13 protein-coding genes are annotated in these 12,838 nt (G+C 51.8%); 7 read left to right on the top strand and 6 right to left on the bottom strand.

Annotation, left to right across the window (positions count from 1 at the left end; genetic code table 11):
- Positions 1–86: 86 nt before the first annotated feature.
- Positions 87–1,193, top strand: a complete 1,107-nt coding sequence (locus tag PAGR_RS14700; protein WP_014593269.1) for an SDR family oxidoreductase — start codon at positions 87–89, stop codon at positions 1,191–1,193.
- Positions 1,194–1,430: 237 nt separating this feature from the next.
- A complete protein-coding gene (gene rlmF / locus PAGR_RS14695) occupies positions 1,431–2,354 on the top strand; it encodes a 23S rRNA (adenine(1618)-N(6))-methyltransferase RlmF (RefSeq protein ID WP_014606243.1) in 924 nt (307 codons plus the stop codon).
- 35 nt (positions 2,355–2,389) lie between these two features.
- Here rlmF and glnQ read toward each other — a convergent pair whose 3' ends face one another.
- The 5 genes from glnQ to rhtA form a co-directional block, all read right to left on the bottom strand.
- Positions 2,390–3,112 carry a glutamine ABC transporter ATP-binding protein GlnQ gene (glnQ, locus tag PAGR_RS14690; protein ID WP_014606242.1) on the bottom strand — a complete coding sequence of 241 codons (723 nt, stop codon included), beginning with the start codon at positions 3,110–3,112 and terminating at the stop codon, positions 2,390–2,392.
- Positions 3,109–3,768 (bottom strand): glutamine ABC transporter permease GlnP, encoded by a 660-nt coding sequence (gene glnP, locus PAGR_RS14685; protein WP_014593272.1) that lies wholly within the window; start codon positions 3,766–3,768, stop codon positions 3,109–3,111. The genes glnQ and glnP overlap by 4 nt, the downstream gene beginning before the upstream one ends.
- A gap of 76 nt (positions 3,769–3,844) precedes the next feature.
- The gene (glnH, locus tag PAGR_RS14680; protein ID WP_014606241.1) at positions 3,845–4,591 is read right to left on the bottom strand and encodes a glutamine ABC transporter substrate-binding protein GlnH; all 747 of its coding nucleotides are present in this window, start codon (positions 4,589–4,591) and stop codon (positions 3,845–3,847) included.
- A 333-nt stretch (positions 4,592–4,924) separates the two neighbouring features.
- Positions 4,925–5,428 (bottom strand): DNA starvation/stationary phase protection protein Dps, encoded by a 504-nt coding sequence (gene dps / locus PAGR_RS14675; protein ID WP_014593274.1) that lies wholly within the window; start codon positions 5,426–5,428, stop codon positions 4,925–4,927.
- 322 nt (positions 5,429–5,750) lie between these two features.
- The gene (rhtA, locus tag PAGR_RS14670; RefSeq protein ID WP_014606240.1) at positions 5,751–6,662 is read right to left on the bottom strand and encodes a threonine/homoserine exporter RhtA; all 912 of its coding nucleotides are present in this window, start codon (positions 6,660–6,662) and stop codon (positions 5,751–5,753) included.
- A gap of 366 nt (positions 6,663–7,028) precedes the next feature.
- Between rhtA and ompX the strand changes: the two genes are divergently transcribed.
- Positions 7,029–7,541, top strand: coding sequence for an outer membrane protein OmpX (gene ompX / locus PAGR_RS14665; protein WP_014606239.1), 513 nt, complete (start codon positions 7,029–7,031; stop codon positions 7,539–7,541).
- Between the two features lie 441 nt (positions 7,542–7,982).
- Here the strand turns inward: ompX and PAGR_RS14660 are convergent, their stop codons facing one another.
- A complete protein-coding gene (locus PAGR_RS14660; protein WP_014606238.1) occupies positions 7,983–8,171 on the bottom strand; it encodes a hypothetical protein in 189 nt (62 codons plus the stop codon).
- A gap of 220 nt (positions 8,172–8,391) precedes the next feature.
- Here PAGR_RS14660 and mntR point away from each other — a divergent pair, with 220 nt between their 5' ends.
- From mntR to PAGR_RS14640, 4 genes are all read left to right on the top strand, one after another.
- Positions 8,392–8,850 carry a manganese-binding transcriptional regulator MntR gene (gene mntR, locus PAGR_RS14655; protein ID WP_013025174.1) on the top strand — a complete coding sequence of 153 codons (459 nt, stop codon included), beginning with the start codon at positions 8,392–8,394 and terminating at the stop codon, positions 8,848–8,850.
- Positions 8,851–8,874: 24 nt separating this feature from the next.
- Positions 8,875–9,984 carry an SLC13 family permease gene (locus PAGR_RS14650; RefSeq protein WP_014593277.1) on the top strand — a complete coding sequence of 370 codons (1,110 nt, stop codon included), beginning with the start codon at positions 8,875–8,877 and terminating at the stop codon, positions 9,982–9,984.
- Positions 9,985–10,126: 142 nt separating this feature from the next.
- Complete coding sequence (locus PAGR_RS14645; protein ID WP_014606237.1) at positions 10,127–11,272, top strand: HlyD family secretion protein; 1,146 nt, start codon at positions 10,127–10,129, stop codon at positions 11,270–11,272.
- The gene (locus PAGR_RS14640) at positions 11,269–12,837 is read left to right on the top strand and encodes a DHA2 family efflux MFS transporter permease subunit (protein WP_014606236.1); all 1,569 of its coding nucleotides are present in this window, start codon (positions 11,269–11,271) and stop codon (positions 12,835–12,837) included. Before PAGR_RS14645 ends, PAGR_RS14640 begins: the two co-directional genes overlap by 4 nt.
- Position 12,838 lies beyond the last annotated feature (1 nt).

The following is a 12,838-nucleotide window of genomic DNA, read 5'->3' as shown; positions in this document are numbered from 1 at the left end:
TTATACATTTTGTGCTAACAAAGTTTCGTATTTGTTTAACGAATTAGGTGCACTATACAACCTCATCAATTGTTCTCGTGGTCGATATGAAAAAAATTCTTGTTACAGGATCTTCTGGATTCGTTGGTGGTGCAGTTGTGGCAGAATTGCTGATGCGCCAGGATGTTGAGTTGCTGCTGCTTGTCAGAGCCAGCGATGCTAACCAGGGACTGGAGAGGGTTAAAGAAAATTTAACCAAGTTTTCATGTTCGGCACAGGCGATTCAACGCCTGACCGCAGATCATATTCTGGTCGGCGATCTCCTTGCACCCGAACTTTTTCTGGGTGATGCGCGTATCGATCAGGTCAGCCACGTTATCAACTGCGCAGCGATTGCGTCATTTGGTGAAAATAACGATATCTGGCGCGTCAACGTCGAAGGCACCTTTAAGCTGGCTGCCAGGATGGCTGGGCTGCCTGAATTCGTAAAATTTGTTCACGTGGGCACGGCAATGTCTTCCGCGCCGGATCAGGGTGAAGTCGTCAAAGAGGACCTGGTGCTGTCGTCACGTGAAGATCACATTGTCGATTACACCTATTCCAAATCTTATATCGAAAACAAGATCAAGCAGGAGTTACCGCACCTGCCGCTGGTCATTGCCCGTCCGTCCATCGTTGTTGGCCATTCTCAGGAAGGTTGTACGCCGTCAGGCAGTATTTTCTGGGTATTTAAAATGGTGATGAAGCTGGAGAAATTCCTCTGCTCGCTTGATGACCGTGTCGATGTTATCCCGGTGGACTACTGTGCAAAATCCCTGGTATTTCTGATGGATCACGGCTGCACCAAAGAGATGGTCTACCATATTTCTGCCGGTGAGCGCAGCAGCAACACCTTCTCTGAGATCGATTCGGCCTTTGCCACCGCAGAAAAAAGTGCACCGCTGGCACCTAACTATCTGCAAGTTGATTTCAGCGAAATCGTTAAAGAGCGTAAGAACTTTAAAAAGATTTACGGGCCTTGCAACGAACGCCTGATGCTGCGCGCGATGCGTCTGTACGGCGAGTTTGCCCGTCTGAATGTCGTGTTCTCTAATGATAAGTTGCTGCGTCTGGGAATGAGTTCGCCCCCGGGCTTTACCAGCTATATCGATCGTTGTGTAGAAACGACGAAAGGGATGCCCATCCAGGATTTAATGCGCGTCGATTTTAAATAATCCCGCATTCGTGCGTCGCGCCGCCAGCATGATGACTGGCGGCGCGCATTTTGCTCTCTGCTCATGCTTTTCCCTTCGTCTGCCTTTTATTCGCTTTGCAAAACACCCTAAACTGCGGTTCGCCTGCATAACGTCACCTGGCTTGCCCGCCATAAAGTCTGCTTTCAGCCGAGAATGCTGTTTATTTTCTGCCAGTCACAGCGTATTGTACGCGCGCCTGAAAACATGAGAGAAAGTATGAAAAAGTCTGCCAGCCCGTCGCTTTTCCACGCCCGAAACCGCCATCAGGGTGAATATGATTTTGCTGCCCTCACGGCGGCGCATCCACCGCTGGCAGCAAAGGTCCGGCCCAATGGTTATGGCGTCATGTCGGTTGATTTTGCCGATCCCGAGGCCGTGATGCTGCTTAACCAGGCGCTGCTTAAACTCTTCTACGGACTCGACTGGCAGCTGGCGCCGGGATCGCTGTGTCCGCCCGTGCCGGGGCGCGCCGACTACCTGCATTATCTGGCGGATCTCCTGGCGCTGGATAATCAGGGCAGGGTTCCCTCGGCCGACGTGCTGGATATTGGCTGCGGGGCAAACTGCATCTACCCCCTGATTGGGGCCGCAGAATACGGCTGGCGTTTCACCGGAACCGAAATCGACGATGCTGCCCTGAAAGCCGCAGGTAAAATTGTCGCCGCCAACGCCGGTATGGCGCGTCTGATCCGCTTACGTCGGCAAAAAAATCCTCAGGCGGTGCTGAACGGCGTTGTGAATAAAGGTGCGTTTTTCCATGCGGTCATCTGCAATCCGCCATTTCATGCGTCGGCTGCAGAGGCGGCGGCGGGTTCACAGCGTAAATCACGAAATCTGGGCTTACAGCAGTCGGCGCCGCTCAACTTTGGCGGTCAACATAATGAGCTCTGGTGCGAAGGCGGTGAAAAAGCGTTTGTGGGGAAAATGATTGCGGAAAGCGCTGGCCTGGCAAGTCAGGTGGTGTGGTTTACCTCACTGGTATCGCGAAAAGAGCATTTGCCTGCGCTGGAAAAACAGTTACAGGCACTGGATACCGCGGTGGTCCGGGTCGTCAATATGGCGCAGGGGCAGAAGCAGAGCCGTTTTCTGGCGTGGAGCTTTATGTCCGCCGCCCAACGCGCACAGCGTCTGTCACGATGAGACAGCAGCCCGTTATGGGCTGCTGTGTTAATCACTCAGGAGACGTGCTGTAAAAATTCGCGCAGACGTTCACTTGGCGGATGGCTGATCAGCGTATCAGGATCGCCGTCTTCAGCAATGCGACCTTTATCAATAAAGATCAGCCGCGATGCGACTTTCTGTGCAAAGCCGACTTCATGGGTGACGATGACCATCGTCATGCCTTCTTCAGCCAGATCCTGCATCACCTTCAAGACTTCATGACGAAGCTCCGGGTCCAGCGCAGAGGTCGGCTCATCGAAAAGCATCATCTTAGGCTTAACCGCCAGCGCGCGGGCAATCGCGACACGCTGCTGCTGGCCGCCGGACAGCTCAGAGGGAAAGTGACCGGCGCGTTCGGCCAGGCCCACTTTAGCCAGCAGGCTTTGCGCCAGTTGACGAGCCTCTTCTTTGCTGGCACCCCGTACCCGAATCGGACCAAAAGCCACGTTATCCAGGGCGCTCATCTGCGGGAAAAGGTGAAACTGCTGGAACACCATGCCCGCTTCCTGACGAATCAGGCGATCGTCGACTTTCGGATCGTTAACTTTCAATCCATCGACAATCAGCTCACCGCTGGTGATCTCTTCCAGCTTGTTAATACAGCGCAGCAGTGTGGATTTACCGGAGCCGGATGGGCCAATAATCACCACCACTTCTCCCTGCTTAATTTTCAGGTCGATATTGTGTAGCACCTGGGTTTTGCCAAAATGCTTTGAGACGTCTTTAAATTCAATCACAGGATTTTCACCCTTTTCTCAATGCGGCGCAGCACAAAGCTCAACACCAACGTAATCACAAGATAGATAATCGCTACCGCACTCCAGATTTCCAGCGCGCGAAAGTTACCGGCAATAATTTCCTGGCCCTGACGCGTCAGTTCGGCCACGCCAATCACGATAAACAGAGAGGTATCTTTGATACTGACGATCCACTGGTTACCAAGCGGAGGGAGCATACGGCGCAGCGCTAACGGCATAATCACATAGCGCAGGGTTTCACGGCTCGACAGGCCCAGCGCCAGGCCGGCTTCGCGAAAACCTTTATTAATTGACAGCACTGCGCCGCGCGTGATTTCCGCAATATAAGCGCCCGAGTTGATCATGATGGTCACCACGGCAGCGGTGAAAGGATCGATACGTAAATCCGGGAAAGCCATTGGCAGGGCGAAATAGATAAACATGACCTGCACAACGATAGGCGTGCCACGAATGATTTCAATAAAAACCAGGGCAATATGATTGCTTATCCAGCCGCCGTAAGCGCGCGCAAAACCCGCGACCAGCCCGATGATCAAACCGCCCACCAGGCCGATAATGGAAATAATTAAGGTCATTTTTGCGCCTTCGAGCAGCGCGGGCATGGCTGGCCAAATGACGCTCCAGTCAAACTCCATGGTGAAACTCCAGTTGTTGCGATGGAAAAAAGCAGGGAAATCTTCCCTGCTGAAAAAAGTAAAACCGTTTCAGTTATTATTTAGGATCGGTGCCGAACCATTTTTTGTAGAGCTGGTTATACGTACCGTTCTCTTTAAGCGTTTTCAGGGCACCATTCACTTTTTCACGCAGGTCGTCACTGCCTTTCGGGAAGGCAATACCGTACTGTTGTGCTTCAATGGAATCACCGACTGCCTTGAAGCGGCCTTTGCCCGCAGTATTAATAAAGTAGAGGATGTTTGGCGTATCGTGCAGCACGGCGTCAGCACGGTTGGTGCCGAGTTCCATATAGGCGTTATCGATGTTAGGGAACTGACGCAGATCTTTGGTTTTAATGTGGCTCTTGGCGTAATCCACCGAGCCGGTTCCGCTCTTCACCGCGACCACTTTGCCGTTCAGGTCATTGATGCTTTTGATGTCGTTTTCGTTCTTACGCACCATCACCAGCAGACCACTTTTGTAATAGCCATCAGAAAATTCGATCGCTTTTTTACGTTCATCCGTAATGGTGATACCGGCTAAGGCCAGGTCAACGTTGCGCGTTTGCAGTGCAGGGATGATGCCACTGAAATCCATTGGCTTCAGGGTGTAATCCAGTTTTAATTCTTTGGCGATGGCGTCCCACAAATCCACATCAAACCCAACGTACTTATCACCCTGTTTAAATTCAAACGGGACAAAGGCGGTATCAGTGGCGACAATCAGTTTCTTTTCGGCTGCGGTAGCGGAGAGAGAGAAGGCCAGCGCCAGGGCGGCCACAGAGACGTTAAACAGCGATTTCATTATTTTTCCTTTTTACGACCGGGCTCAAAGCCAGGTTTGCGAGCTATCGTTTGCGGGCTATCATATGAAAAAATTATGCCAACTTTGCAAAAACCGCAGAATTCACCGCCTGAGACACAATCGCTGACACGATTCTGCACAGGTCAAACGGTGTGCACTGTTTTGGTGCTCTGTGTTGGTGCGGTGTGCTGCGGTGGTGCAGAGGTAGTGTGCATCAGACGGGAAAAACAGGAAGGGCAGGAAGTAAGAACTGTTAACAAAGTCATAAAATTATAATTACACAGACGTAAAAAAGGCGGGTTTCCCCGCCTGTTGACACCTCAGTGTCTGGCATTATTCGATATTGGATTCGATAAACCACAGGAATTTATCAAGGTCACGCGAGGCGGCAGTGAAAATATCTGCAGTATCTTCGTCTTTAACTTCCGAAATCGCTTTACGCGTATCGTTAGCGACAATGCCGTAACGATCGGCCAGCGCTTTCAGATGATCTTGTACGCTGTGAATATTTAACGGATAGCTTTTCAGCGGCGTTTTGTCGTTCACAACTTGGGTCGTACCCAGTGCCACACCGCCCAACTGCACAACACGTTCTGCGATAGTATCCTGGTGATCGGTAATCGCGGTGCGGAAGCCATCCAGCATCTCATGCACGCCGATGAAGTTTGCACCACGCATGTTCCAGTGGGCTTGCTTGGTGATCAACGACAGATCAATGAACTCCACTACCAGGCGGTTGAGCACCTCAATGGTGGCTCTCTTTTCGTCATCTGCCACATCATTACGGGTGTAAAGTAGATCAGAAGATTTTGTTTTAACCAGTTTAGCGGTACTCATTGTTTCAGTCCTCTCATTCAATGGTTGTCCTAATCAAGTACGAAACTAAGTATAGCAGCGATTCCGGGGTTTGCAGGATTGGCCTTATCAATGGCTGAAATAGCATCTGCCTTAGCTCTAACGACGTAAACACCGAAAGAGTTAATAATATGTTAAATTTAACAGCGCTTTAAAGGTAATAAAAATCAGTTGGTTAGGTGGGAGTTCTGGAAAGAGGTTTTGTGTGTTTCAAAATATTAATTTTCAATGACATTTCTAATGAAATAATTATCAAGATGATTTTTATTGTTATTTAGCCTGTTTTTCAACAGGCTAAAGCGGATTATTTTTTTGCGTTGTCGGTCAATTCAACTTCATTTAACTGACTCTTTCTTGGACGCATCGTCAGGGTGGCGCCTGCGGAAGCCAGAATGATGGCCAGCAACGCCAGACATTGCTTACCCGAAAGGCTTTCATGCAGATACATCATCCCCGACAGAGCTGCCACTGCAGGCTCAAGGCTCATCAATGTGCCAAAGATGCGCGCCGGCAAGCGCGTTAATGCCACCATTTCCAGCGAGTAGGGCAGTGCTGTAGAAAGAAACGCCACCAGAATCGCGACGGGAACCACGCTCCACTGCCAGATGCCACTGGCGGCAAACGTCAGACCCACGGGAACAAAAACCAGCGAGGCAATAAGCGATCCGATGGCCACGGTCGCAGCACCATGTTCTGCCCCTGCGCGCTGGCCCGATAAGATATATATCGCCCAACAGGCGCCGGCACCCAGCGCGAACAGCGCGCCGACCGGATCCACCGAGGCAATGCCGGTGCTAAACGGCAGCAGGAACCACAGCCCTGCCACGGCAAGCAGGACCCAGACAAAGTCCAGCGCGCGGCGCGAACCGAGCAGCGCCAGCGTCAGTGGACCGACAAACTCCAGGCCCACCGCAATGCCTAAGGGCACGGTACGGATGGAGAGGTAGAACAAGAAGTTCATCGCGCCCAGTGACAAACCATAAATCAGCAGTGGCGTACGTTGTTCCCGGCTAAAACGCAGTCGCCAGGGTTTGAAAATAATGCACAGGATCAGGGTGCCAAATCCCAGACGCAGCGCAGTAATGCCGGTTGCGCCCACGGTGGGAAACAGGGTTTTCGCCAGCGAGGCACCGCCCTGAAGTGACAACATTGAGACAAGCAGAACAATAACGGGAATAAAAACGGGTGTAATGGACTTTAATGAGGTGGCTGACATCCTGTAGGCACTTCCCAAACATGAGCTAAAGATGACCAGTGTAATGGAAGTGGCGGTCAAAAAGAGGACGTAAACCGATTTTAATTTTGTCTGTTTGCCTGGATTTTAGGCACATTTGCGGCTGCAAAAGTAAATTAATGTCAGGATTTTTTAGGAATTAACTTAAAGCATGAAAATTTATTAAGCAGGTTTGTTGCAATCATATGACGTATTTTATAAGAAAAAATAATGACATACGAAACTTCATTAACTTCCTGTTACACCAAACTATGTGTTAGACAACAAAATGCGGGCAGAGTTTCTCGCTAATTTTTGTTATATTTTTAGCGTTGTCAGGAGAGAAGTACTTTCACATTTGAGGTGGTTATGAAAAAAATTGCATGTCTTTCAGCATTAGCCTGTGTGTTAGCAGTAGCGACAGGTTCCGCCATGGCACAAAGCACTGTAACCGGTGGCTACGCACAGAGCGACTACCAGGGCGTTGCTAACAAAGCAAACGGCTTCAACCTGAAATATCGTTATGAAGACGGTTCTAACCCACTGGGTTGGATCGGCTCATTCACCTACACCGAGAAAGATCGTACCGAAGATGGCATTTACAATAAAGGCCAGTACTACGGCATCACCGGTGGTCCAGCATTCCGTCTGAATGACTGGGCAAGCATCTATGGTGTAGTCGGTGTTGGCTACGGTAAATACCAGCAGAACGACACTGCTTCACGCGGCAAAACTGATACCAGCGATTACGGTTTCTCTTACGGCGCAGGTATGCAGTTCAACCCAATGGAAAACGTTGCACTGGACGTGGGCTATGAGCAGAGCCGCATCCGTAGCGTTGACGTTGGCACCTGGATTGCTGGCGTAGGTTACAGCTTCTAAGTGATCTTAGTCGAGTTTAAAAAAACGGCCCTGTTAAGGGCCGTTTTTATTGGTGACAAAAAAACAGCCCGCCAGAGAGCGTCAGCCTGGCCTTCACGTCTTCCCGATATCTTCAAGTACCCTGACTCCCTACCGGATGCGGCACCGCAGTCTGTCTCCCTCTGAGCTTACCGGCTTGCTCGTGCTGAAAACGACGGCTGCACAATGAGAAAAGCGATTCGCCAGGCGATGCCGGAGACAGCCACGTGGTCGTGGGTGGCAAAATAAACGTGGGATTGCCACAGACAGGGTGATGCAAAAGCGAGAAGCGCTGGAGGTGTGCAAACGGGCGACAGCAAAAGGCAAATCGTGCGTTGATGGCACAGCCAGACAGCGAAAAAGAAGGGCGAGCAGCCGAAAGATGGCACCTTCAGGCTTGCAGCCAGAAGGCGGTATCAACGATTAGCCGCGCCAGATCAGTTTCTGGCAGTGGCGTTCTTCAGGTTCGTGACCCAGGAGTTTGTTGATCAACATCAGGCGCAGCGTAAAAGGAGAACGCGTCAGCAGGCACCACCAGGATTTCATACCTGATGTAGATTTTTCTGCCTGAAAGCATTTGCCGCAGTCGATGCAGCTTTTCAGGGTGCTCATAACATCACCTCCCAATTAATTTAACGCAACGGTAAGCAGACTGGCCTAATCGTGCTTTAATGCACCACTCTGTTTACATTATCAACAAATATAGCATTGGCTATATCGTTTAGCCAAGGCTAACGACGAAAAATTTGAGCTTATTTGCGCCTGGTTTACAATGAGCGCAGCTAAATCCATACGGCAGGGCTGGTGTGGAAAAAAATAAAGAGGAAGCTGAATGAGTCGTCGTGCCAAAAGCGTGGTTTCTGCCCCGCAAGGACCACTAAAAGATATTGAAGAGCATGTCGAAGGGTTTCGGCAGGTGCGCGAGGCGCATCGCCGTGAGCTGATTGATGATTATGTTGAGCTAATCTCTGATTTAATTGGTGAATTTGGTGAAGCACGTCAGGTCGATATGGCGGCGCGCCTGGGGGTTTCGCAACCCACCGTCGCAAAAATGTTAAAGCGATTAGGTACCGCCGGGCTGGTAGAGCAGGTCCCTTATCGTGGTGTCTTTTTGACACGTGAAGGCGAAAAGCTGGCTGAAGAGAGCCGCGCCCGCCATCATATTGTTGAAACCTTTCTGTTAGCGCTTGGCATCAGTCCGGAGACGGCACGGCGCGATTCAGAAGGCATTGAACATCACGTGAGTGATGAAACCCTGGCTGTATTCCAGAAATTTTACGAAAACAATTAACCCTCAGGTAAGGCGCCGGACATCATGCCCATCGTGCTTCGCTCATTTTTGCATGACCATATATTGCACTTGTTAGTCGTTGTTGGGGTTGTTCTGCTGTTTCTTGCTGACTATCGCTGGCCGGATCTTCCCGCCGCGGTGGACTGGCATACCATCATTACCCTGAGTGGATTACTTATTCTCACAAAAGGGTTAGAAACCAGCGGGTATTTTGATGTTCTCGGGGCCAGGTTAATTGCGCGCTTCAAACACGAACGCACGCTGGCACTCTTTATGGTGCTGGCGGCGGCGCTGCTGTCGACCTTCTTAACCAACGATGTGGCGCTGTTTATTTTGGTGCCGCTGACGCTGACGTTACGCAAATTTTCGCATTTACCTATCTCGCGCCTGATTATCTTTGAAGCGCTGGCGGTCAATGCCGGTTCGCTACTCACCCCGGTGGGCAATCCACAAAATATTTTGCTGTGGAGCCACGGCTCTTTGAGCGTGGGCGGTTTTATCTTGCAAATGACGCCGCTGGCCGCCTGGCTGCTGCTGAGCCTGATGGTGGTGACCTGGTTCAGCTTTGCCAAACGCACGATTGACAAGCACGAGACCAGCGAAGAGCACAGCTGGCAGAAACCCCTTTTTGCCGTCAGTGTCGTGCTGTATCTGCTTTTTATTGCCGCGCTGGAATGGCATGTGACCGGTTGGGCCCTGTTGCTGATTATGGTGTGTTTCCTGATTATGGCTCGTCAGGTCTTGCTCAATATCGACTGGAGCCTGCTGGTGGTCTTCATCGTGATGTTCCTGGATGTCTTCTTGCTGACGCGTTTACCGGTCGTTCAGGCGCATTTCGATGCCATTACGCATCTGGGCAAAGGCGAGCTTTATCTGCTGGCCATCGGTCTGTCCCAGGTCATCAGTAATGTGCCGGCCACCATCCTGCTACTGCAAAAAGTGCAGCCGACAGAAGTGCTTGCCTGGGCGGTCAATATTGGTGGCTTTGGTTTGCTTCCCGGTTCGCTCGCTAACCTTATTGCGCTACGAATGGCCAAAGATCGCGCCATCTGGTGGCGTTTTCATCTCTTCTCCGTGCCCTTACTCGCCTGGTCAATGCTCACGGGTTGGCTGTTGCTGAAACTGGTCGCCTGACTCAGACACATCCTGCCGCGGTGCAGGATGTGCTGCCTTTCTCAAGTTACGTAAAGTTGTACTGGATTTTGTCAGTTTTCGATCTAATGTTTAGTGGACTTTCTACGCCCAGGACAGAGGGCCTTAGCCAGCGACGGACACTATGAGCGAGAACAACAACCGCGATTCACATCAGGAAGACGCAGAAAACGCGCCAGATAAAAACAGCCAGCCACATGACAATCAGGATCATGACGACGAAAAGCCGCGCAAACGCCCCGGCAAAAAACCGTTAATCATCCTGGCCGTTGTCGTGGTGGTCATGCTAATCGTGGCCTTTTTCTTCTGGTTTACGACCCGTAACGAAGAAACCACTGACGACGCCTTTACCGAAGGCAATGCGGTCACCATCGCCGCAAAAGCGTCCGGCTATGTTGTTAAACTGCTGGTTAACGATAACCAACGCGTCAGGAAGGGCGATCTGCTGGTTGAAATCGATCCGAGTGACAATGAGGCCCAGCGTGCTCAGGCTAAAGCCCAGTTGGGTCTGGCCACGGCACAGCTGCATCAGGCGCAGGCGCAGTTAGCGCTCTCTCGTGTTCAGTATCCGGCCCAGCGCGATCAGGCGCTGGCCGACCAGGCGAAAGCCGAAGCCAACTACATGAACGCCCAGGCGGACTACCGGCGCCAGCGTGGCGTCGATCCGCGCGCCACCAGCCAGCGAAACATCGACTCGGCATCTGCACAGCTCCGTTCTGCGCAGGCACAGCTGCAAAGTGCCAAAGCTCAGGTGGAAGTGGCCTCGCAGGTTGCCCTGCAAATTCGTCAGCAGGAAACCAATGTTGAAGCGCGTCAGGAGCAGGTTGAGCAGGCCAAAGCGCAGCTCAACGTGGCTGAGCTGAATCTCTCTTACACTCAGGTTCGTGCGCCTTACGATGGCTTTGTCACGAAGCGCAATGTCCAGATGGGCACGCTGGTCCAGGCGGGAAGTGCTCTGTTCTCGCTGGTTTCTCCGGACATCTGGATCACCGCAAACTTTAAAGAGTCTCAGCTTGAGCGAATGAATTCCGGTGACAAAGTGGCAATCAGCGTAGACGCCTGGCCAGACATGAAGCTGGAAGGGCATGTCGACAGTATTCAGATGGGCACAGGATCGCGTTTCTCCACCTTCCCGTCTGAGAATGCCACGGGTAACTACGTGAAAATTGTCCAGCGTGTTCCGGTGAAAATCGTGATTGATAAAGGGCTGGATCCAAACCGACCGCTGCCACTGGGATTATCGGTTGAACCCAAGGTAACCGTGGAATGAGCGAATCGCAGAGCTGGAAACCCGCCAGTAACCCCTGGCTAGTGGCCATTACGGTCACGCTGGCGGTATTTATGGAAATCCTGGATACCACCATCGTTAACGTGGCCCTGCCGCACATTGCGGGTTCACTCTCTTCCAGTTACGATGAATCAACCTGGGTATTGACGTCGTATCTGGTAGCGAACGGTATCGTGCTGCCCATCTCTGCCTTTTTCAGCCGTCTGTTTGGCCGCAAACAGTTTTTTTTAATCTGCATTGTGATGTTTACCATCTGCTCCTTCCTGTGCGGTATTGCCACGGAACTCTGGCAAATTATTCTGTTTCGCGTCCTGCAGGGCTTTTTTGGCGGCGGGCTGCAGCCGGTACAACAGTCGGTGCTGCTCGACTACTTCAAACCCGAAGATCGGGGCAAAGCGTTTGGCCTTTCTTCCATCGCGATTATCGTTGCGCCGGTTATTGGCCCGACGCTGGGTGGCTGGATCACCGATAATTACAGCTGGCGCTGGGTATTCTTTATTAATATCCCGGTCGGCGTGCTGACCATCATGGCCATTTTACCCTTGCTGGAAGATCCGCCGTGGGAGCGTAAATGGGCCAAGGGCAAACTCAAGATCGACTATATCGGCATCAGCCTGATTACGCTCGGCCTGGGATGTTTGCAGGTCATGCTGGATCGTGGCGAGGATGAAGACTGGTTCGCCTCGCACTTTATCGTCCTGTTTGCCGTGCTGGCGCTGGTCGGGATCGTGGGGGCCATTTACTGGCTGATGTATGCCCGTAAACCGGTCGTTGACATTCTGGTCATGAAAGATCGCAATTTCTGGGTCGCCGGTTTATTAATGGCCGGCATGGCGATGATACTTTACGGCAGCTCGGTGGTTCTGCCCCAGCTGGCGCAGCAGGATCTCGGCTACACGGCGACCTGGTCGGGACTGGTGCTGTCTCCCGGCGCGGTGTTGATTGTCTTGACCATTCCGCTGGTCTTGAAACTGATGCCGGTGGTGCAGACCCGCTACATTATTGCCTTTGGTTTTAGCTGCCTGGCGCTGGCCTTCTTCTATTCAGCGTCCTTAACGCCTAATGTCGATTTCACTACGCTGGTCATGATGCGCAGTGCGCAGTCAATTGGCCTGGGCTTCCTGTTCGTGCCGTTGACTACCATTGCCTTTATTACGATTCCCCAGCGCCTGAATGCGGACGCCTCAGCCCTGTTCACCATGTTCCGTAACGTAGCGGGTTCGATTGGTATCTCGTTGTCCACTGCGGCGATTACTGAACGGGAGCAGGCGCGTTCGGCCCATATGGTGCACAACATGACGCCGCTGAACGAACAGTTCAACATCACCGTTCAGCACTGGGCACAGGCGATTCGCGACTTCACTTCTGCGGTGGGCGATCCCGTTACGTTGGCAACGGGTCAGCTCTACAAAGAGATGATTGTCCAGTCCCGCATTCTGGCTTATATCGACGTCTTTTCAGGCTTGAGTATCGTTGCCCTGATTTTGATTCCATTTTGTTGGCTGCTGTCGCCTGTCAAGAGCGAAGGCAGTGCAGGAGCACACTGAC

This window comes from Pantoea ananatis PA13, from assembly GCF_000233595.1.
GTDB lineage: Bacteria > Pseudomonadota > Gammaproteobacteria > Enterobacterales > Enterobacteriaceae > Pantoea > Pantoea ananatis.
The sequence above is the reverse complement of the archived record's forward strand: the minus strand, read 5'-3'. Positions and strand labels throughout refer to the sequence as shown.

Excerpts from the sequence above, each read along its gene's own strand:
- PAGR_RS14700 (WP_014593269.1), top strand. The coding sequence starts at position 87 with ATGAAAAAAATTCTTGTTACAGGATCTTCTGGATTCGTTGGTGGTGCA.
- rlmF (WP_014606243.1), top strand. The coding sequence starts at position 1,431 with ATGAAAAAGTCTGCCAGCCCGTCGCTTTTCCACGCCCGAAACCGCCAT.
- glnP (WP_014593272.1), bottom strand. The coding sequence starts at position 3,768 with ATGGAGTTTGACTGGAGCGTCATTTGGCCAGCCATGCCCGCGCTGCTC.
- glnH (WP_014606241.1), bottom strand. The coding sequence starts at position 4,591 with ATGAAATCGCTGTTTAACGTCTCTGTGGCCGCCCTGGCGCTGGCCTTC.
- dps (WP_014593274.1), bottom strand. The coding sequence starts at position 5,428 with ATGAGTACCGCTAAACTGGTTAAAACAAAATCTTCTGATCTACTTTAC.
- rhtA (WP_014606240.1), bottom strand. The coding sequence starts at position 6,662 with ATGTCAGCCACCTCATTAAAGTCCATTACACCCGTTTTTATTCCCGTT.
- ompX (WP_014606239.1), top strand. The coding sequence starts at position 7,029 with ATGAAAAAAATTGCATGTCTTTCAGCATTAGCCTGTGTGTTAGCAGTA.
- PAGR_RS14660 (WP_014606238.1), bottom strand. The coding sequence starts at position 8,171 with ATGAGCACCCTGAAAAGCTGCATCGACTGCGGCAAATGCTTTCAGGCA.
- mntR (WP_013025174.1), top strand. The coding sequence starts at position 8,392 with ATGAGTCGTCGTGCCAAAAGCGTGGTTTCTGCCCCGCAAGGACCACTA.
- PAGR_RS14650 (WP_014593277.1), top strand. The coding sequence starts at position 8,875 with ATGCCCATCGTGCTTCGCTCATTTTTGCATGACCATATATTGCACTTG.
- PAGR_RS14645 (WP_014606237.1), top strand. The coding sequence starts at position 10,127 with ATGAGCGAGAACAACAACCGCGATTCACATCAGGAAGACGCAGAAAAC.
- PAGR_RS14640 (WP_014606236.1), top strand. The coding sequence starts at position 11,269 with ATGAGCGAATCGCAGAGCTGGAAACCCGCCAGTAACCCCTGGCTAGTG.